Origin of the sequence: Burkholderia pyrrocinia (genome assembly GCF_018417535.1) — a bacterium.
GTDB lineage: Bacteria > Pseudomonadota > Gammaproteobacteria > Burkholderiales > Burkholderiaceae > Burkholderia > Burkholderia pyrrocinia_E.
The window spans coordinates 1,316,826-1,335,717 of record NZ_CP070978.1; the positions used below are offsets into that span (position 1 = coordinate 1,316,826).

The 18,892-nt window shown below is 68.2% G+C and carries 18 protein-coding genes; 7 read left to right on the forward strand and 11 right to left on the reverse strand.

Annotation, left to right across the window (positions count from 1 at the left end):
• Positions 1-111: 111 nt before the first annotated feature.
• The 4 genes from JYG32_RS23965 to JYG32_RS23980 form a co-directional block, all read right to left on the reverse strand.
• The gene (locus tag JYG32_RS23965) at positions 112-1,380 is read right to left on the reverse strand and encodes an RNA polymerase sigma factor (protein WP_213267197.1); all 1,269 of its coding nucleotides are present in this window, start codon (positions 1,378-1,380) and stop codon (positions 112-114) included.
• On the reverse strand, positions 1,377-1,793 hold the full coding sequence (locus JYG32_RS23970) for a VOC family protein (RefSeq protein ID WP_213267198.1): 417 nt from the start codon (positions 1,791-1,793) through the stop codon (positions 1,377-1,379). The genes JYG32_RS23965 and JYG32_RS23970 overlap by 4 nt, the downstream gene beginning before the upstream one ends.
• A gap of 26 nt (positions 1,794-1,819) precedes the next feature.
• Positions 1,820-2,242 (reverse strand): YciI family protein, encoded by a 423-nt coding sequence (locus JYG32_RS23975; RefSeq protein WP_065502590.1) that lies wholly within the window; start codon positions 2,240-2,242, stop codon positions 1,820-1,822.
• Between the two features lie 125 nt (positions 2,243-2,367).
• Positions 2,368-2,721: a YciI family protein gene (locus JYG32_RS23980; RefSeq protein WP_034185206.1), complete on the reverse strand. Its 354-nt coding sequence runs from the start codon at positions 2,719-2,721 to the stop codon at positions 2,368-2,370.
• Between the two features lie 195 nt (positions 2,722-2,916).
• Between JYG32_RS23980 and JYG32_RS23985 the strand changes: the two genes are divergently transcribed.
• From JYG32_RS23985 to JYG32_RS24000, 4 genes are all read left to right on the forward strand, one after another.
• Positions 2,917-4,776, forward strand: coding sequence for an ExeM/NucH family extracellular endonuclease (locus JYG32_RS23985; RefSeq protein ID WP_433960871.1), 1,860 nt, complete (start codon positions 2,917-2,919; stop codon positions 4,774-4,776).
• A 276-nt stretch (positions 4,777-5,052) separates the two neighbouring features.
• A complete protein-coding gene (locus tag JYG32_RS23990) occupies positions 5,053-5,439 on the forward strand; it encodes a DUF883 family protein (RefSeq protein ID WP_072439328.1) in 387 nt (128 codons plus the stop codon).
• A gap of 76 nt (positions 5,440-5,515) precedes the next feature.
• The gene (locus JYG32_RS23995; protein ID WP_174381258.1) at positions 5,516-6,100 is read left to right on the forward strand and encodes a BPSL1445 family SYLF domain-containing lipoprotein; all 585 of its coding nucleotides are present in this window, start codon (positions 5,516-5,518) and stop codon (positions 6,098-6,100) included.
• Positions 6,101-6,336: 236 nt separating this feature from the next.
• Positions 6,337-7,389: an AI-2E family transporter gene (locus tag JYG32_RS24000; protein WP_174381259.1), complete on the forward strand. Its 1,053-nt coding sequence runs from the start codon at positions 6,337-6,339 to the stop codon at positions 7,387-7,389.
• A 66-nt stretch (positions 7,390-7,455) separates the two neighbouring features.
• Here JYG32_RS24000 and JYG32_RS24005 read toward each other — a convergent pair whose 3' ends face one another.
• The 6 genes from JYG32_RS24005 to JYG32_RS24030 form a co-directional block, all read right to left on the reverse strand.
• Positions 7,456-7,977: a thioesterase gene (locus JYG32_RS24005; protein ID WP_213267199.1), complete on the reverse strand. Its 522-nt coding sequence runs from the start codon at positions 7,975-7,977 to the stop codon at positions 7,456-7,458.
• 208 nt (positions 7,978-8,185) lie between these two features.
• Positions 8,186-9,202: an NADP-dependent oxidoreductase gene (locus JYG32_RS24010; RefSeq protein WP_213267200.1), complete on the reverse strand. Its 1,017-nt coding sequence runs from the start codon at positions 9,200-9,202 to the stop codon at positions 8,186-8,188.
• A 34-nt stretch (positions 9,203-9,236) separates the two neighbouring features.
• Positions 9,237-10,025: an SDR family oxidoreductase gene (locus tag JYG32_RS24015; protein WP_213267201.1), complete on the reverse strand. Its 789-nt coding sequence runs from the start codon at positions 10,023-10,025 to the stop codon at positions 9,237-9,239.
• Positions 10,026-10,475: 450 nt separating this feature from the next.
• On the reverse strand, positions 10,476-11,066 hold the full coding sequence (locus tag JYG32_RS24020; protein WP_174381263.1) for a phosphatase PAP2 family protein: 591 nt from the start codon (positions 11,064-11,066) through the stop codon (positions 10,476-10,478).
• A gap of 81 nt (positions 11,067-11,147) precedes the next feature.
• Positions 11,148-12,464 carry an Nramp family divalent metal transporter gene (locus JYG32_RS24025; protein ID WP_213267202.1) on the reverse strand — a complete coding sequence of 439 codons (1,317 nt, stop codon included), beginning with the start codon at positions 12,462-12,464 and terminating at the stop codon, positions 11,148-11,150.
• The gene (locus JYG32_RS24030) at positions 12,413-13,477 is read right to left on the reverse strand and encodes a helix-turn-helix domain-containing protein (protein ID WP_213267203.1); all 1,065 of its coding nucleotides are present in this window, start codon (positions 13,475-13,477) and stop codon (positions 12,413-12,415) included. Before JYG32_RS24030 ends, JYG32_RS24025 begins: the two co-directional genes overlap by 52 nt.
• 492 nt (positions 13,478-13,969) lie before the next feature.
• Between JYG32_RS24030 and JYG32_RS24035 the strand changes: the two genes are divergently transcribed.
• Together JYG32_RS24035 and JYG32_RS24040 are read left to right on the forward strand one after the other, a co-directional pair.
• Positions 13,970-14,893 carry a LysR family transcriptional regulator gene (locus JYG32_RS24035; RefSeq protein WP_213267204.1) on the forward strand — a complete coding sequence of 308 codons (924 nt, stop codon included), beginning with the start codon at positions 13,970-13,972 and terminating at the stop codon, positions 14,891-14,893.
• A 98-nt stretch (positions 14,894-14,991) separates the two neighbouring features.
• Positions 14,992-15,393: an OsmC family protein gene (locus tag JYG32_RS24040; RefSeq protein WP_174381267.1), complete on the forward strand. Its 402-nt coding sequence runs from the start codon at positions 14,992-14,994 to the stop codon at positions 15,391-15,393.
• 105 nt (positions 15,394-15,498) lie between these two features.
• Here JYG32_RS24040 and JYG32_RS24045 read toward each other — a convergent pair whose 3' ends face one another.
• Positions 15,499-16,380 (reverse strand): Dyp-type peroxidase, encoded by an 882-nt coding sequence (locus JYG32_RS24045; RefSeq protein WP_213267205.1) that lies wholly within the window; start codon positions 16,378-16,380, stop codon positions 15,499-15,501.
• A gap of 506 nt (positions 16,381-16,886) precedes the next feature.
• Between JYG32_RS24045 and JYG32_RS24050 the strand changes: the two genes are divergently transcribed.
• Positions 16,887-18,749 carry an ABC transporter ATP-binding protein gene (locus JYG32_RS24050; RefSeq protein WP_213267206.1) on the forward strand — a complete coding sequence of 621 codons (1,863 nt, stop codon included), beginning with the start codon at positions 16,887-16,889 and terminating at the stop codon, positions 18,747-18,749.
• The last annotated feature ends 143 nt before the right edge of the window (positions 18,750-18,892 follow it).

Sequence of the window (18,892 nt, forward strand, 5' to 3'; positions counted from 1 at the left end):
CATGCTGCCCGTCGGGTGGCCGATTGCGAACCGTGATCGTCGTCGCACCCGAATAAATCGGATTCGAAAGTATTTCGCCAACCGGTGAGACGCGACGGCGCGAGCTTCCTCTCACGCATCCATCGCACGCTTGAGCAGCAATTCGCGCTCGCGCGCGTTGCGGGTCAACTCCGCTGCGCGGCGGAATTCGGCTTTCGCCTCGTCGGCGCGACCGAGCTTCGCGAGCAGATCGCCGCGTACACTCGGCAGCCAGTGATAGCGCGCGAGCGCGGGATCGTCGCGCAGCGCATCGACGAGTTCGAGCGCCGCCGCCGGCCCGAACGCCATCCCCACCGCCACCGCGCGATTCAGCTCGACGACCGGCGACGGTGCGACTTCGGCGAGCGCGTCGTACAGCGCGACGATCTGCGCCCAGTCCGTTTCCGACGCGTGCCGTGCACGCGCATGGCAGGCGGCCAGCGCGGCCTGCAGCGCATACGGCCCGCGCACGCCGCCGAGCTTCGTCGCGCATTCGAGCGCCGCGAGGCCGCGCCGGATCAGCAATGGATCCCAGCGGCTGCGGTCCTGGTCGAGCAGCAGCACGGGCCGGCCCTGCGCATCGGTGCGCGCATGCATGCGCGATGCCTGCAACTCCATCAGCGCGACGAGCCCGAGCACTTCGCTCTCGTCTGGCGCGAGCCCGGCCAGCACGCGGCCGAGCCGCAGCGCTTCGTCGCACAGCGCGGGACGCATCCAGTCGTCGCCCGCGGTCGCCGCATGGCCTTCGTTGAACACCAGGTAGATCACTTCGAGCACCGACGCGAGCCGCGCAGGCCGCGCGTCGGCAGCCGGCACCTCGAACGGCACGCGCGCCGCCGTGAGCGTGCGCTTCGCGCGCACGATCCGCTGCGCGATCGTCGGCTCGGGCATCAGGAACGCACGCGCGATCTCGCCCGTCGTCAGCCCGCCGAGCAGCCGCAGCGTCAGCGCGACGCGCGCGTCGGTCGACAGCACCGGGTGGCACGACGTGAAGATCAGCCGCAGCAAGTCGTCGCCGATGTCATCGTCGCGCGCGTCGGCGAGCGCATCGGCGATGTCGGGGACGACATGCGCTTCGAGCGCGTCCATCTCATGACCGAGCTGGTCGCGCTTCGCCGCATGGAGCGACTCCTGCCGGATGCGGTCGAGCGCGCGACGCTTCACGGCCGTCATCAGCCATGCGGCCGGGTTGTCGGGCACGCCGTCGACGGGCCAGTGCTCGAGCGCCGCGACGAGCGTGTCCTGCGCCAGCTCCTCGGCCACGCCGACGTCGCGCACCACGCGCGCGGCGCGCGCGATGATCTTCGGCGCCTCGATCCGCCAGACCGCTTCGATCGCACGATGCGTCGCCTCATGCGTCACGACGCCTGCCCCTGCGCGGACGCGTCCTGCTCGATGTACATCAGTTCCCACGCGTGGCCGTCCGGATCAGTGAACCCGTGGCCGTACATGCCCGGATACTCCAGCGGCGGACGCGGCGCGGCCCCGCCGGCCGCACGTGCCTTCGCAACGGTATCGTCGACTTCGGCCCGGCTTTCGCAAGACAGGCACGACAACACCTGCACGTGCGTCGCCGGATCGACGATCGTCTTGTCGGTAAAGGTCTGGAAAAACGGCCGCACGAGCAGCATCGCGAAGATCGTGTCGCTGATGCGGATGCAGGCGGCCTGATCGTTGGTATAGGCCGGCACGACCTCGAAGCCGAGCGCCTGGTAGAACGTCTTCGAGCGCGGCAGGTCGGCCACGGGCAGGTTGATGAAAACCATTTTGTGCATGACGGGTGCTCCGGGTGAGGTTGGATTCAGGCGGCGTTGCCGCGGCCAACGTGGAGTTCGCGGAACCGCTCGACCGCGTCGCTCGGCGTGAGGTCGTCGAGCTCGAACAGCGGCCGCACTTCGATCTCGCAATCCATCTCCGCGCCGAACGGCGCGGGGAACCGGCGCGTCCATTCGAGCGCCTCGTCGCGCGAACGCACCTGGATCAGCGTATAGCCGGCGATCAGCTCCTTCGTTTCGGCGAACGGGCCGTCGACCACCGTGCCCTTGCCGCCCGTGTAGCGCACGCGCCAGCCGCGTGCGCTCGGCCGCAGCCCGTTCGCGTCGAGCAGCACGCCGGCGTTGGCCAGTTCCTCGTGATAGACGGTCATGGCCTCGACCAGCCGGTTGTCCGGCAACGCGTCGGATTCGCTGACGGCGTTCGCCCGGATCATGATCATGAATCGCATCGTTCACTCCTTGTCTTCGGTGAAAGGAGACGCCCGTTCATCGGCGCCTTGTCCTGACGACGGGCGGGACCCGGCCAAATCGACGCGCGCCGCGACAAATCAGGGTAAATACCGAGTCACTGCATTCACAGGAAGCACGGGCCGACCGCGCGTACCTCGACCGTGCACCATTGCGCGGCCGGGCACTGGCGCGCGATCTCGATCGCTTCCTCACGCGTGTCGACGTCGACGAGGAAGAAGCCGCCGACCATCTCCTTCGCCTCCGCGAACGGGCCGTCGAGCAGGCGCGTCTCGCCGTCGCGCACCTGCACGCGCGTGCCGCGCTCGGAGCGTTCCAGCGACTCGACGCCGCGCAGCACGCCGCGCGCCTTCAACGTCTCGGCGAAATCGACCATCCGCGCGTAAAGCGCCTGTCCTTCGTCGAGCGTGCGTTCGGCGCGCTGGTCGGTCGGTTCGACAATCAACAGCATGTAAGACATGGACTTCTCCTGGTGGGACCGGGCGCGGTAGCGTTCACTGCGCGATCGGCGTGCAACGCCCGGTGCGAAAGCGTAACAGCGGCGGCGCGGCCTGCCTGCATCGTTGGCCAACCGGCACTGGCCGGACGGCCAATTCGGCCGCTTCCTGGCATTTTGCCGTCAAGATGCGTTCCCCAACTGTCGGATTTTCTTCCTGTGGACCGTCCCCTGTCACGCCTGCTTCCATCGCTTGCCGTTGCGCTATCGTTCGCCCTCTCCGTTCGGCCGGCCACGGCCGCGCTGCCGGTCAGCGCCGGCTGCGGCGGCACGACCACGGCGATTGCCGACCTCCGCAGCGCCCGCGGCCCGTCGCCGCTGGCCGGGCACACGACGTCGATCGAGGCGGTCGTCACCGCGACGTTCGCCGGACCTGACGGGTTCGGCGGATTCTTCGTCCAGCAGGCCGACGCGCAGCGGCGGCATCGGCCGGGCATCCCGGAAGGCCTGTTCGTGTACGCGCCGGACGCACGCGCGAACGCCGGCGACCTCGTCCATCTCACGGGCAGGGTCGACGACAAATACGGCCGCACGCAGTTCGTGCTGTCGGGCGGCATCGCCGTCTGCGCACGCGGGCAGACGGTCACGCCGGCGACGCTCACGCTGCCGGTCGCCACGCTGGCCGTGTTCGCCGCGCACGAAGGCATGCTGGTGCGCCTGCCACAAACGCTGACGGTCAGCGATACGCACGAACTCGGCCGCTACGGCAGCGTCGTGCTCAGCAACGGCCGGCTGCGCATCCCGACCCACGTCGCGCCGCCGGCCGAAGCCGCCGTGCACGCGGCGGCCAACGCGCGCAACCGCATCGTGCTCGACGACGGCTCGAGCCGCTCGAACCCCGCGACCGTCCGCTATCCGCCGCCCGCGCTGAGCGCCGCCAACACGCTGCGCGCGGGCTATACGGTGCGCGGCGTCGAAGGCGTGCTCGAACTGCGCTACGGCACGTGGCGATTGCAACCGACAGCCGGCGCGGCGCCCGTGTTCGATGCCGCCGCGAATCCGCGTACCGATGCGCCGGCCCGACATGCGAACGCCGACGTGCGCATCGCGTCATTCAACGTATTCAACTATTTCAACGGCGATGGCCATGGCGGCGGATTCGACGCGCCGGCCAACCGTGGCGCGAAAACGCACGCCGCCTTCGTGCGGCAGGAAGCGAAGATCGTCGCGGCGTTGCGTGCACCGCGAGCCGACGTGATCGGTCTGATGGAAATCGCAAACAACGGCCACGGCGACGCGAGCGCCGTGCGGCGTCTCGCTGCGCAACTTGGCGACGGCTGGCGCGCGGTCGATCCCGGCACCGCGCGGCTCGGCCGCGACGTGATCGCGGTCGCGCTGCTGTACGACAGCCGCACGGTGGAGCCGGTCGGGCGCGCGGCCACCGTCGCGCTCGGCGGCCGGCACCGCCCGCCGCTCGCGCAGACCTTCCGGCGCATCGGCGGCACGCGCGCGTTCACGGTCGCGGTCAATCACCTGAAGTCGAAGAACTGCCCGAACGCGACCGGCGCCGACCTCGACCAGGCAGACGGCCAGGGTTGCTGGAATGCGGCACGCACGCGGGCGGCCGCGCGCATCGCCGGCTGGCTCGCCACATCGCCGACGGGCGCCGCGGCCGACGGCGTGCTGCTGATCGGCGACCTGAACAGCTATGCGAAGGAAGATCCGATCCGCGCGCTCGAATCGCGCGGCTATGCGAACCTGGTTGCCCGCTTCGTCGGTGATGCTGCGTACAGCTATGTATTTCGCGGCGAAGCCGGCAACCTCGACCACGCGCTCGCCACGTCGACGCTCGCCGCACGCGTGAAAGCCGTGCACGTGTGGCACATCAACGCCGACGAACCGGTTGCACTGCAACCCGTGCCCGATTACAAAACGCCCGCGCAACGATCGTCTTATTACGCACCCGACGCGTACCGCTCATCGGACCACGATCCCGTCATCATCGATGTCGCGCTTGGCGATGGCAGCCCGCCGCGCGGCTCGGGAACAACTCGTGCTCCGCCAAACAGCGTCGACTAGTGCATTTGCATCAACACAAGGCCTGCAACGGCACTATTTACCTGACGCCGCTGGCGACGCCATATTTACCGGACATTCGCTTCGCACCGCTGTCCGATTCGCCCGATTGCGAAATTTTTTCAACCGTCGCACCGCCCCGCGCGACGGGGCTTCGCGGCGATCCTGCCGACAAATTGAAAATTTGTCTCGAAACTCAATTGGGGCAAGTGAATCACATCAATTGCTGGGATTCGTCTTATCTTCAAATTGGCCTGGAATCGAAGGAGGATAAACACCATGGCACTCACCGACTCGATCGAACACAAGCTGGACCGCGGCCTGGCCGACATCCGTCGCACCGGCCGGCGCGTGGGACGCACGACGCGCTCGGCCGCCCGCGACCTGCATGCGGACGTCACCGACGATCTGCGCGGGCTGGTCGACGAACTGGAAGACCTGCTGAAAAACGATGGCGACGGCGATATCGCCGCGCTGCGCAAGCGTGTGCAGTCGAGGCTTGACGAAGCGCGCAGCGCGCTCGACTACGCGTCGGGCAGCGCGGCCGCCCGGCTGCGCGATTCGGCCGAACGCGTGTCGCAGGTCGTGCACGACAACCCGTGGCAGACCGCCGGCGTCGTCGCGGGCCTCGCGTTCGTTGCGGGCCTGCTCCTTGCCCGCCGTTGAACGGGGCTGCCCGCACCGCCGGCCGCCCCGCTGCCCGCACCGTCCGTCCTCAATCAGACAACGAAGGAGAACCGCCATGCAGAAGTCCCTCGCCATGAAAGCCGCCGCCGCCGTGATGCTCGGCAGCCTCGCACTCGCCGGCTGCACGACCACGCCCGACAGACCCGAAACCGCATCGGCCAGCGCGTCGAAGCGCCAGTCGATCGACGCGAGCGTGAACGCGACGCTGTCGCGCCTCTACTCGACGGTGCCGGGTTCGCGTGAACTCGTCGCGAAATCGCGCGGCGTGCTCGTGTTCCCGAACGTGCTGCAGGCCGGCTTCATTGTCGGCGGCCAGTCCGGCAACGGCGCGCTGCGCGTCGGCGGCAGCACCGTCGGCTACTACAACACGTCGTCGCTGTCGGTCGGCCTGCAGGCCGGCGCGCAGTCGAAGGCGATCGTGTTCCTGTTCATGACGCAGGATGCGCTCGACTCGTTCCGCAAGTCCGACGGCTGGGCCGCCGGCGCCGACGCATCGGTCGCGGTCGTGAAGGTCGGCGCGAACGGCGCGGTCGACACCACCACGGCCACCGCGCCGGTCGAGGTGCTGGTCCTGACCAACGCGGGCCTGATGGGCGACCTGTCGGTGAACGGCACCAAGGTCACGAAGCTCAATATCTGACGATGCGGCGCGCGGCCTTCGGCCGTGCTCGCTTCCCGGCAGCGCCGCGGCCCCGGCCGCGGCGTTTTCGCATGGGTCGCGCGCAGCGGCTATGATGGCGGCACCTTTGCGGGCATACTCCGGTTCGGGCCGCCCCGCGCCGCGTTTCGCCGCGAACCCGTGACGTTTGCGAGCCGATCGCGCCCGGGGCAACGAGATTCAGTCAAACCAAGCATCAATCTGCGCGAATGCCACCCATGGATAGCGGACACGATCACCAAAAATTCTTCATTTTCCTGCTGTTCGCGGTCACCGTCGGCATGTGCGGGATTCTCGCGCCGTTCTCCGGGGCCGTGTTCTGGGGCACCATTCTCGCGATCCTGTTCCAGCCCGTGCAGCGCTGGCTCGCTGCGCGCTTCGGCAAGCGGCGCAACCTGGCCGCGCTCGTGACGATGACGCTGATCATCCTGATCGTGATCCTGCCGCTCGTGTTCGTCACCGCGACGCTCGTTCAGGAAATCGCTTACGTCTACCAGGAAATCAAGACCGCGCAGCCGAACTATTCGCAGTACTTCCAGGACATCATCCACGCGCTGCCGTCGTCGATCCAGCACCTGCTCGCGAAATACGGGCTGACCAACATCCCCGGCATCCAGAAGAAGCTGACCGACGGCGCCGCGCAGATCAGCCAGTTCGCCGCAGCCCAGGCGTTCAGCATCGGCCAGAACACGTTCCAGTTCATCGTCAGCTTCGGCGTGATGCTGTACATGGTGTTCTTCCTGCTGCGCGACGGCGGCGAGATCGGCCGCCGCGTGCGCCGCGCGCTGCCGCTCGACGACGAGCACAAGAACCTGCTGCTCGCGAAGTTCACGACCGTCGTGCGCGCGACCGTGAAAGGCAACGTCGCGGTCGCGCTCGTGCAGGGCGCGCTCGGCGGGCTGATCTTCTGGATCCTCGGCATCCAGGGCGTCGTGCTGTGGGGCGCGCTGATGGCGTTCCTGTCGCTGCTGCCCGCGATCGGCGCGAGCCTCGTGTGGATACCGGCCGCGCTCTACTTCCTGGCGACCGGCGAGATCTGGAAATGCGTGATCCTCGTCGCGTTCTGCGTCGGCGTGATCGGCCTCGTCGACAACCTGCTGCGCCCGATCCTCGTCGGCAAGGACACGAAGATGCCCGACTGGGTCGTGCTGATATCGACGCTCGGCGGGATGGCGCTGTTCGGCATCAACGGCTTCGTGATCGGGCCGCTCGTCGCCGCGCTGTTCATGGCGAGCTGGGACATCTACGCACGGTCCGAACAGGGCGAATGACGCGGCACGTAGCCGCGTGCGTCGCCCCCGGCTGCCACCGCGCCATCCGCACGCACAAGCCCTCCGTCACGGATGGCGAATCCTGATCACGACGGGCGCCACGGCGCCCGTCGCTTCATCCGCCGCGACGGTCATCACGCCGCCATACGGACCCACGCGATGAATGCGGCCCGACTCCAGCGGCACGCTTCGCCCGGCGTGCGCATCGCGCCACGTTGCGCGCACGCCCGAACCGGCATCCGGCGCGAACGGCGTACCATCCGGCCCGACCCATGCCACCTGCGCACCCGGCAAACGCCGTCCATGCGCATCGAACCGGAGCGTCGCCGCCGCCCCGTTGCCGGCCGCGTCCCGTCCTTCGACAACCGCGCCTGACGGCGCGTAGAACGTCACGTCGTAGAGATCGACAAGCGCGCCGGTAAACCGCACGATGCCGTCCGACCTGGCCTGCCCGGCCGCCACCGCATTCGACATCGCCAGCACGACGCCCAGCCCGATCGCCATCATCCGCACGGCACCGGCGCACCGGACCGTTCGATTGCGCATCGCTGCCGATACCGATGCCGCCTGCTTCGCGTTGTTCCGCATGTTCGCTCTCCTCTCCCGCGTGACCAGAAAAACAGGCGGCGTGACGCGTCGGTCACGCCGCCTGTTTGCAGGCAATCACTTTAGGGAGAGAGGCCGCGACAATATATGGGACAAGTCCGAAACTGAGGCCCGGTTGATCGAACTCACCGCGTTCGACAACGCATCGCGGCAACGCGTGATCGAGATCGCGCGCCACGCCGCAAGCCGGTCACGCGTCCGGATCGACGCGCAGCACGAGCTTGCCGCGATGGTCGCCGTCGAACAGGCGATTCAGTACGTCCGGCGCGTTTTCAAGGCCGTCGGCGACGGTCTCCTCGGCCTTGAGGCGGCCGTCGCGCAACCAGCCCGCGAGCGTCTGCACGGCTTCGCGGCTCTTGCGGTAGTCGAGGATCAGGAAGCCGCGCATCGTCAGCCGCTTCGAGATCAGCACGCCGACGTCGTCGGCCGCGCGACCGCTGTTGTAGTTCGAGATCACGCCGCACAGTGCGACGCGCCCGCCGATCACCATCCGCGACAACACCGCGCGCATCACCTCGCCGCCGACATTCTCGAAGTTCACGTGCACGCCGTCCGGTGTCGCCGCCTTCAGTTGCTGACGGAAATCGTCGGCCTTGTAGTCGACGGCCGCGTCGAAGCCGAGCGTCTCGGTCAGGTAGCGGCACTTGTCCGCGCCGCCCGCGATGCCGACCACACGCGCGCCGTGAATCTTGCCGATCTGCCCGGCGATCGAGCCGACCGACCCGGCCGCCGCCGACACGACGAGCGTTTCGCCAGGCTGCACCGGCGCGATGTCGGTCAGCCCGTAGTACGCGGTCAGCCCGCTCATCCCGCACGCGCCGAGCAGCGTCGGCAGCGGCAGGCCCGACTGCGCGGGCAGCTTCACGAGCTGCGCGGCCTGGTCGGCCGGCACGGCCGCGTAGTCCTGCCAGCCGACGAGCCCCTGCACGAGATCGCCTTCAGCGAAACCCGCATGGCGCGACGCGACCACGCGCCCGATGCCGAGCGCGCGCATCACCTCGCCGATCGCGACGGGCGGCAGGTACTGCGGCACGTCGCTCATCCACACGCGGTTGGTCGGGTCCATCGACAGGTACAGCACGCGCACGAGCACCTCGCCGTCCGCGAGCGCCGGCACCGGCGTCTCGACGAGCGAAAAGTGTTCGCGGCCGACCCGCCCTTCCGGGCGCGTCTTCAGCAGCAGTTGGCGGTTCACGGGTGTCGACACGATGTTCTCCTCCGGTTGTTGTATCGGGTACGCGTCAGACCGCGCACATGCCGCCGTCGATCACGAGTTCGGCGGCCGTGACGAAGCGGCTTTCGTCGGATGCAAGATACACGGCCGCATGCGCGACGTCGTCCGGCTCGCCGAGCCGGCGCAGCGGAATGCCGCGCGCGAGCTTGCGCGTCGCGTCGCGTTCGCCGAGCGTCTGGAACAGCGGCTCGACGATCCCGGTGCGGATGAACGCCGGGTGAATCGAGTTGCAGCGCACGTCGAGCTCGCGGCGCGCGCAGTCGATCGCGACCGACTTCGTCAGCGACGCGACGGCCGCCTTCGACGCGTTGTACGCGGTGAAATCCGGCTCGACCTTGAACGCGGCGACCGACGAGATGTTGATGATCGACGCGGGATGGCTCGCGCCCAGGTACGACAGCGCATGCTTGCAGCCGAGCACGATGCTCTCGACGTTGATCGCCATCACGCGCCGCCATTCGTCCAGCTCGATTTGCGCGGGCGAGCCGATCGAGCCGACGCCCGCGTTGTTGACGAGCACCGACAGCCCGCCCATCGCATCGTTCGCCTGCGCGAGCAGCGCCTGCCAGCGCGCTTCGTCGCGCACGTCCTGCGTCGCGGCGAACGCGACCGGCATCGCGTGGCCCGCGTTGAGTTCCTGCGCGAACGCGTCGAGCACCGCCGCTTCGGCGATGTCGGTCACGAACACGCGCGCGCCCTGTTCGACCATCCGGCGCGCGATCGCGCGGCCGAGGCCGCCCGCGGCGCCCGTGATGTATGCGCATTTGCCGGCGAGGCGCGGAGTAACGACTGTCATGTGAGCTGCTCCTGTCGTGAATCGTCGTCGCGGAACGCGGCCGCGACGGGTTTTCCGTGCGCATTCCGGCCAACGCATGCCGATTGACGGCGCGTCGGCGTTATAAGGCGCCGCACGGTTTCCGCGAGTATATCGAGACGAGCGTGACGCGCGCCGGGCAGCCCGCCGCGGTCGAACGACAGCCAGCGTACGCGAATGCCGCCTATCGATGAAATGAATATTCGTTATGTCCAGTCATAAATTTTGTTCATGACCTTCGCGCGCCGGCGCCAATGTGCAAAGCGGCGCGGCCGATCCTGCGGACCGGCCGGTTCGTTGACTCGGGGAATGGCGGGCGATCCGTTCCACGACAGGCAGGAAACGATCGGGAAGGGGAATCGGGCAGCCGCCGGGCGATTGCCGGCGGCAACACGGCAGCACCGGAAGCCGGGCCGCCGCAATCGGCAACCGTCAGAATCCGTCGCCCGACGGCGCGCGCACGAACGCGCAGAGTTGCGGCGAATGCGTGTCGATCATCTGCTGGAACGGCGCACGGTTCCCGTAAGCGATGCCCGACACGAGCAGCAGGCAGACAGCCGCGATGCGCGGCGAGAACGCGCGCTGCCGCGCGACGTCATAGCCGCGCAGGAACACCAGCGCGACCAGCGCGCCGAGCATCCAGCCGACGACGACTTCCGGAATCGTGTGCGAGTGATCGAACACGCGCGCGACGGCCGTGACCGCGCCGACGGCGAGCCCGGCCGCGACGCCGGGCGCCTTGCCCGGCCGGAACGCCTGCCACAGCATCGACAGCGCGACCGTCCACACGGACGTCGACAGCATCGTATGGCCGCTGATCACGCGAAAATCGAATTGGGGGATCTCGATGCCGCACCCGGCATACAGGATCTTGGTGGCGCCGACGAGGCCCATGCCGGCGGCCAGCAGCACGATCCAGCGCACGGCGAGGCGCCAGTCGGTCAGCGCCAGCCACGCCGCGCAGGTCAGCGCGATCGGCAAGGTCAGCGCGGCATCGCCGATGTTGCTGATTTCACTCCACATGACGGACTTCGGACGGCTATCGAAAGGACGCAGTTTACCGCATGCGCGCCCCGCGTCTGTGTCAGCCTGTGACAGGCTGTATCAGCCCGCGACACCGGTAATCAGCAGCAGGTTCGTGCCGGAGATGACGACGAACAGCGCCCACGCGGCGACCTGCATCCCGCGGCCGATCGCGTGCTCGCCCATCGTGTCGCGATCGCTGACCGACCGGATCAGCGGCCACATCGCGAACGGCAACTGCAGGCTCAGCAGCACCTGGCTCCAGACGAGCAGTTGCCCGACCGACCCGTCGCCGAGCCACAGCACGCCGATCAGCGCCGGTACGAGCGCGAGCCCGCGCGTGATCAGCCGGCGCTGGTAGCACGGGATCTTCGTATGCAGGAAGCCGTCCATGATCACCTGGCCGGCGATCGTGCCGGTCAGCGTCGAGCTCTGGCCCGACGCGAGCAGCGCGATGCCGAACAGCAGCGCGGCCGCGCCGCCCGCGATCGGCGTAATCAGCTTGTAGGCCTGCTCGATGTCGGTCACGTTGTGCTGGCCCGTCGCGTGGAACGCCGCGCCCGCGATGATCAGGATCGCCGCATTGACGAGCATCGCGACGAACAGCGACACGCAGGTGTCGATGCGTACCAGCGCGAGCGTGTCGCGAACCACGCCGCGCGCGCCGCCGACGACATGCCGCGTCTGCACGACCGACGAATGCAGATACAGGTTGTGCGGCATGATCGTTGCGCCGACGATGCCGAGCGCGAGCACGATCGCGTCCTTGCGGTCGTGGCCCGGATCGCCGGGCACGAGCCCGCCGACCACCGCGTGCCAGTCGGGCGGCGTGATCGCGACCTGCGCGACGAAGCAGAACGCCATCGTCGCGATCAACCCGAGCACGATTGCCTCGATCTGCCGGAAGCCCTTGCCCTGCAGGCCGAGCACGATCACCGTGTCGAGCGCGGTCAGCACGATCCCCCACGCGAGCGGCACGCCGAGCAGCAGCTTGAACGCGAGCGCGCAGCCGAGGACTTCCGCGATGTCGCACGCGATGATCGACACTTCGGCGGTCACCCACTGCACGACGCGGCCGAACCGGCCGTAGCGGTCGTAGCTGGCCTGCGCGAGATCCTTGCCCGCGACGAGGCCGAGCCTGGCCGCGAGCAGCTGCAGGAAGATCGCCGCGAGGCTCGAGAACGCGACGACCCACAGCAGCGAATAGCCGAACTGCGAGCCGGCCTGGATGTCGGTCGCCCAGTTGCCGGGATCCATGTAGCCGATCGCGACGAGCAGGCCGGGGCCGAAAAAGCGCTTGAGCTTCTGCCAGCGCGACGCGCCGGCATCGATCGTGATGCTGCCCTTTACTTCCGACGGGCAGAAGGGGGCGGTGGCGGTAGTGGGGAGGAAGGGCATGGAAACCGGGGATCGAGATCGCGACAGGACGATTCTACGGGTATCCGCCCCGTTTTCTCCCGCGCATCGGCACACGCGTCGCAACTCGCCGCGTCGCCCTCGCAAAACACGGCGGCGGGCCCGTCGCGCGCATCGGGCGACGCGGCGCCGTGGCTGAGGATCTTTTCCCGCTCGGCGACGCGAAACTCGGTCGGCGACATCAGCAGGCGCTGGCGAAACAGCTTCGCGAGCCGCTCGCCGCTGCCGAACCCCGTGCGGCGCGCGACCTTGTCGGCCGGCAGCGTCGTATGGATCAGCATGTGGCACGCGCGCTCGAGCCGCACGTGCTGGACGAACTCGGTCGGCGTCACGCCGATCTCCTTCTTGAAGCGCCGCAGGAAATTGCGCTCGCTCATCGCGGCGGCCTGCGCGGCGTTCGCGATCGAGATGCGGTTCACGCTCTGCGCGCGCAGCCGCTGCGCCGACATCCGGATCGACGGGCTCGCGCTCAGTTCGCGAAACGCCCACATCGACTGCGCAAAGCGCTGCTCGACCGGACGCAGCAGGTTGCTGGCGATCTCCTGCGCGGCGCTGTCGCCGAGATCGACGCGGAACATGTCGAGCGCGGCAGCGAACACATCGGTCTCGCCGGCCTGCAGTTCGACCGTCGCGGCGGTACGGCGCCCGGCCCTGCCGGGCCGCGCGTGGATCGCCGCCGATGGCCGCTGCGTGGCCGCGAGCGACGGCAGGTCCATCGCGTCGACGATCCAGCGCGCGTGCCGGCGAATGTCGGTCAGGCGACGCTGCAATGCAGCGTCCCAGTTGACGGCCGCACGGTCGCCGTGAAGATGAAAGAACGCGAGCGCACGGCGGCCGTGCTCGTCGCCGAGCGGATCGGCCGCGACGCTCACGCCGGACGACGACTGCAACAGTCCCCCGCTTTCGGATACGTACTTCAACTGGTAATCCGCACTGAACGCATGCAGGCGATTCGCCAGATTGAAAGCCTCGCCAAGACGCGCGGCCTGGGCCAACGAAAACCCCGTACTCAAATAGATAACGACCCACCTCTGATCTGCTGCATTCACTGGCCAAGCCCCCGACTTGTTTCGACTTCTTCTAATACCGTCGAACTGTCAGGCTTATATTTGGTTTGAATGCGTGCGACAGGACGGCTATCCCGAAATATGAAGCGACGGCATCTTAGCCGAACGGGTAGCGCCTTTGGCGCGAAATGGCCGACGGGGACAGCATGATGGCGGATTACTACAGGCTGTCGCGGACCGTTGGTATGCCGGCATGGAATCGTGCCTGTCGATGCAGCCGATCATTGCGGCCGTCATGCATCACGATGTACGCGTTTCGTTTCGTTGCGTCGCGCATCTGACGAAGCTGCGGTCGCGTATCGGTCGGAACGGCATCGACGTGCATTGAACGTCGTCGATCGCCGCACACGACGACCCGCGCATCGGTTGCCTGCGCATCCTTTAGAATCGATCCACCGTTCACCACGCCGTCCGCGCCCTGTGCCCGCCGATCACCGTCTCGACCTGAACCTGTTTCGCGTGCTCGACGCCGTCTACGTGCATGGCGGCATCGGCGCGGCCGCCCGCGCGCTGCATCTCACGCAGCCTGCGGTCACGCACGCGCTCAACCGGCTGCGCGCGCATTTCGACGATCCGCTGTTCGTGCGCCAGGGCAACCGCGTGGTGCCGACCGAACGCACGCGGTCGATCATCGCGGACGTGCAGTTGCACCTGAAGGGCCTGCAAGGCACCGCGCGCGATCCGTCGGCATTCGATCCCGCGACGCTCGACCTGAGTGTCGCGGTCGGCATTCGCGACGTGCTCGAATCGATCGCGCTGCCGCGAATCGTCGCCGCGTTCGCCGACGAAGCGCCGGGCCTGCGGCTCGTGAGCCGCCGTATCGCGGTGCCCGACATCGAGCGCGAACTCGCATCGGGCAATCTCGATCTGGTCGTCGATCGTCGCGTGCAGACGGGCCCGCGCATTGCCACCGAACACCTGCTCGACGATTCGCTCGTCGTCGCGCTGCGCCGCGATCATCCGCTTGCGCGCGACCCGCTGCGGCGCGGCGACTATTTCGCAGCGCAACATATCGCGGTGTCGTCGTTCGGCGAACCGCAATCGCTCGATGTACTGCTCGGCAACGACGGCCGCTTCCGCGATATCCGGCTCACCTGCCAGCACTATTTCGCCGCGTGCCAGATCGCCGCGACCGGCAACTTGCTGGTCACGCTGCCGCACACCTATGCGCTGCGGATGGCCGCGCTGCTGCCGATCGTCGTGCGGCCGCTGCCGCTGCGGCTCAAGCCGTTCCCGCTGCTTGCGTACTGGCACGAATCGCGCGACACCGATCGCGCGCACCAGTGGGTGCGCGAACGCATCGCCGCACTCGTGCGCAGCAGCGCCGGCGTCGCCGACGCGTAGGCACGCAGCGTACGCCGTCAGGATCGAAACGGTATGCTGACGGCTTCGCGCTGCCACGCGGCGCCCGCCTCCTTCTTCCCGCTTATCGGAGACTTGCCATGTCGCTCATCCATGCCGCCGCCGTCCTCGATGCCGACGCGCCCGACTACGTCGTCCAGCTTCAGGCCGGCACGCACGCGCTGACCGGCGACGAAGCGCCGCGCGAAGGCGGCCAGGATCGCGGGCCGGCGCCGTACGAGTTCGTGCTGGCCGGTCTCGCGCAATGCACGGCCGCGACGCTGCGTATGTATATGCAGCGCAAATCGTGGCCGGCCGCGCGCATCGACGTGCGCACCGAGCTGCATGCCGATCGCGAAGGCGACCAATTCGTGCGCCGCGTCGTGACGCTCGACGGCCCGCTCGACGACGCACAACGCCAGCGCCTCGCGGAGATCTGCGAGAAGACGCCGGTGACGCAGTTCATCAAGCGCGGCACGCGGATCGAGACGACGTTGAACTGACGCGTGCGGCGCACGGCAAGCGGCACACGATCGCCGCTCCACCAAACAAAACGGGCGGGCCGCGCACGATGCGCGGCCCGCCCGTCCGTTGGTGCCGTCAGGCGCTTACAGTCCGAGCGCCGACAAATCCAGCTTGCCGCCCTTCATCGGCGGGCACCAGAAATACGCGCCCGTCAGCGGCCGCGTGAAGCGGAACAGGCCGTCGACGATCCCGTCGTCCGCGCCGCTCATGCGGCGCATCTGCACGTCGAACGCGCGGAACGAGCAGCCGAACGCGACGAAGTAGAGGCCCGCGCGGCGCGCGTCCGACCACGGCGACGAACGGCGCAGCATGAACGCCTCCGGCTCGAAGCTTTCCTGCGCGGTGCGCTTCACGTGCGCGAACTCGGGTGCGTCGTCGAGCTCCTCGTTGTCCGAGCGGCGACGCCCGATGATGTTGTCCATGTCGCCCGACGGAATGCGCTCCATCTGGTCGAAGTCGTGCAGCCATTGCTGGACTGCGACGAAGCTCGAACCGTCGAGCCCCGCGCCCTGCCCCGTCACGATCGCCGCGTCGAGCGCGTCGTCGCCGGTCGGGTTCTCGGTGCCGTCCTCGTAACCGGACAGGTCGCGATCGTTCGAATAGCGGAAGCCGTCGACGGCGTCCTGCAGCGCGAACGCCGGCGCCAGCGCGCGTTCGATCGCCCGCGCGCGCAGCACGATCTCGCCGCGATCGTCGGCGCGCAGCCAGACCCACACGTCGGCCGGCGTCGCCGGCAGCGTGCGGTCCTTCACCGCGAACGCCGGGTAGTCGGTCAGGCCCGAAACCGGGCGCCCGAGGTGCGCTGCCAGCGCCTGTCCGAAACCGACGACCGTGTCGCGTCCGTCGACGATCTCGCGCAGCGCGGCCAGTGCCGCCGCCACATTGCCGTCATTCGAAATCGTGAAAGTGAGGTATCGGGCCGCCGTGTCGATCGGAGCCAGGATGCCTTGCTGAACGTCGCTCATCGTTTCCTCAGGAGTGTATCGGGGTAAATCTGCGAGGCCCGCGTCGGCCGGCCGCTCGTCGTGCCGGGCCGCGCGCGCCGTCACGTGCCTCGGACGCCGAAGTGTAATGGATGCGCCACCGCTTCGCGGAAAGCCCGCGAAAGAAGGGCCGAAACCCTGAATACTAACCGTATCGACGCCGCAACGCCGCATTCGTCAGACGTTGCAGCGTGCAGAACACTACTGATAGAATCTTTACACGTCTTTTCGGCGTCCTTTCAACCGTTCACTTCAGGGGAGGTGCAGATGTTCCGAATGCCAGCAACCTTCCCGAACGTGGTCCCACGGCGTAGCTGATCCAGCCCGCCGTCCGCGTCGGCTCCCGGGTTTTCCGCTAACCCGTCAGCCGCGCTGTTCCCGACAGCCCGTTTCGTTCCGCCCGCGTTTTCCACGCGGCTCCGGCTGTTGCGTTTTCGACGTTCTCCGAACCGGAAAGTCCCGTCGCGCGATGCGCCGGGCAACGATAAATGACCAGAAAAACCTCCCATCTGGGCGGCCACGCATTCAAGGCCGTCTTCGGCTTCACCATCCGCTACTGGCGCAAGCAGCCGGCACGCATCGCCACGGTCGCGACCTTCGCGCTGCTCGCCGCGCTCGCCGACGTGCTCACGCCGCTGTTCGCCGGCCGCCTCGTCGACGCGCTGTCGACCGGCCTGACCGACCGCGCCGCCGCGTGGCATTCCGCCGTCGCCGCGTTCGGCACGCTCGCCGCGCTCGGCATCGGCGCGACGGTGCTGCGGCAAGGCGTCTACCTGAACATCATCACGCTCACGCTGAAGATGATGAGCGAGATCGCCGCCGCGTCGTTCCATCGCGTGCAGCGCTTCTCGACCGACTGGCACGCGAACAGCTTCGCCGGCTCGACCGTGCGCAAGATCACGCGCGGCATCTGGGCGCTCGACCTGCTGAACGACACCGTGCTGATCGCGCTGCTGCCATCGGTCACGATGCTGGTCGGCGCAACCGTGCTGCTCGGCACGCACTGGCCCGTGATGGGGCTCGTCGTCGGCGCGGGCTCGCTGCTGTACATCGCGGTGACGGTCGCCGTGTCGCTCGGCATCGTCGCGCCGGCCGCGCGGCTCGGCAACCTGTGGGATACGCGCATGGGCGGCGCACTCGCCGATGCGGTGAGCTGCAACGCGGTCGTCAAGGCATTCGGTGCGGAAACGCGCGAGGAAGCGCGGCTCGCACGCGTGATCGGCAAGTGGCGGCAGCGCACGCGCCGCACGTGGGTGCGCGGCACGTTCAACGGCGGGTTGCAGGGCGCGATGCTCGTCGCGATGCAGGCCGCGATGATCGGCGTCGCGTTGCGGCTGTGGGCAAACGACGAGGCGAGCGTCGGCGACATCGCGTTTGCGCTGACGATGTTCTTCATGCTGCAGGGTTACCTGCGCGACGTCGGCATGCATATCCGCAACCTGCAGCGCTCGGTGAACGACATGGAGGAACTCGTCGCGCTCGAACGCCAGCCGCTCGGCATCGACGATCGCCCCGGCGCGCCGGCCATCCGGATCGGGCAAGGCGAGATCCGCTTCGAGCACGTGACGTTCCGCTACGGCAACCATCCGGTGCCGCTGTACGACGATTTCTCGATGCGAATCGCGCCGGGCGAGCGCGTGGGCCTCGTCGGCCACTCGGGGTCCGGCAAGACGACGTTCATCAAGCTGATCCAGCGCCTGTACGACGTGTCGGACGGCCGCATCACGATCGACGGCCAGGACATCGCGCGCGTGCGGCAGGATACGCTGCGCAGCCAGATCGCGATCGTCCAGCAGGAGCCCGTGCTGTTCCACCGCACGCTCGCGGAGAACATCGCGTATGCGCGCCCCGACGCGAGCCGCGCGGACATCGAGCGCGCCGCGCGGCTCGCCAGCGCGCACGACTTCATCGCGACGCTGCCGGACGGTTATGACACGCTCGTCGGCGAACGCGGGATCAAGCTGTCGGGCGGCGAGCGCCAGCGCGTCGCGATCGCGCGCGCGTTCCTCGCCGATGCGCCGATCCTGATCCTCGACGAAGCGACGTCGAGCCTCGACAGCGAAAGCGAGCTGCTGATCCAGCAGGCGATGGAGCGGCTGATGGTCGGCCGCACGACGCTCGTCGTCGCGCACCGGCTGTCGACCGTGCGCGCGCTCGATCGGCTGCTCGTGCTCGATCGCGGCAAGGTGATCGAGGAAGGCAACCACGACGCGCTGATCCGCATCGACGGCGGCATCTACCGCCGGCTGTTCGAGCGGCAGGCGCTGGAGCTCGCGAAGGGGCTGATCGATTCGCCGCGGCGCACGGCGGACGATGATGTCGGGCCGCTGGGCGAGCCGGCCGAGGCGTAACGCAAGCGTGTCGCGATGCAGCCCGGCGGTACGGTCGTCACCGCCGGGCTGCGTCGACACAACCGGATTCGGATCGAGGCCGTGCCACGTGCACGGCCTGTTTTTTGCGTCCGCGCATATCGCCGGCCTCCCTTGAACCGCGC

Excerpts from the sequence above, each read along its gene's own strand:
- JYG32_RS23970 (WP_213267198.1), bottom strand. The coding sequence starts at position 1,793 with ATGCACAAAATGGTTTTCATCAACCTGCCCGTGGCCGACCTGCCGCGC.
- JYG32_RS23975 (WP_065502590.1), bottom strand. The coding sequence starts at position 2,242 with ATGCGATTCATGATCATGATCCGGGCGAACGCCGTCAGCGAATCCGAC.
- JYG32_RS23980 (WP_034185206.1), bottom strand. The coding sequence starts at position 2,721 with ATGTCTTACATGCTGTTGATTGTCGAACCGACCGACCAGCGCGCCGAA.
- JYG32_RS23990 (WP_072439328.1), top strand. The coding sequence starts at position 5,053 with ATGGCACTCACCGACTCGATCGAACACAAGCTGGACCGCGGCCTGGCC.
- JYG32_RS23995 (WP_174381258.1), top strand. The coding sequence starts at position 5,516 with ATGCAGAAGTCCCTCGCCATGAAAGCCGCCGCCGCCGTGATGCTCGGC.
- JYG32_RS24000 (WP_174381259.1), top strand. The coding sequence starts at position 6,337 with ATGGATAGCGGACACGATCACCAAAAATTCTTCATTTTCCTGCTGTTC.
- JYG32_RS24005 (WP_213267199.1), bottom strand. The coding sequence starts at position 7,977 with ATGCGGAACAACGCGAAGCAGGCGGCATCGGTATCGGCAGCGATGCGC.
- JYG32_RS24015 (WP_213267201.1), bottom strand. The coding sequence starts at position 10,025 with ATGACAGTCGTTACTCCGCGCCTCGCCGGCAAATGCGCATACATCACG.
- JYG32_RS24020 (WP_174381263.1), bottom strand. The coding sequence starts at position 11,066 with ATGTGGAGTGAAATCAGCAACATCGGCGATGCCGCGCTGACCTTGCCG.
- JYG32_RS24025 (WP_213267202.1), bottom strand. The coding sequence starts at position 12,464 with ATGCCCTTCCTCCCCACTACCGCCACCGCCCCCTTCTGCCCGTCGGAA.
- JYG32_RS24040 (WP_174381267.1), top strand. The coding sequence starts at position 14,992 with ATGTCGCTCATCCATGCCGCCGCCGTCCTCGATGCCGACGCGCCCGAC.
- JYG32_RS24045 (WP_213267205.1), bottom strand. The coding sequence starts at position 16,380 with ATGAGCGACGTTCAGCAAGGCATCCTGGCTCCGATCGACACGGCGGCC.
- JYG32_RS24050 (WP_213267206.1), top strand. The coding sequence starts at position 16,887 with ATGACCAGAAAAACCTCCCATCTGGGCGGCCACGCATTCAAGGCCGTC.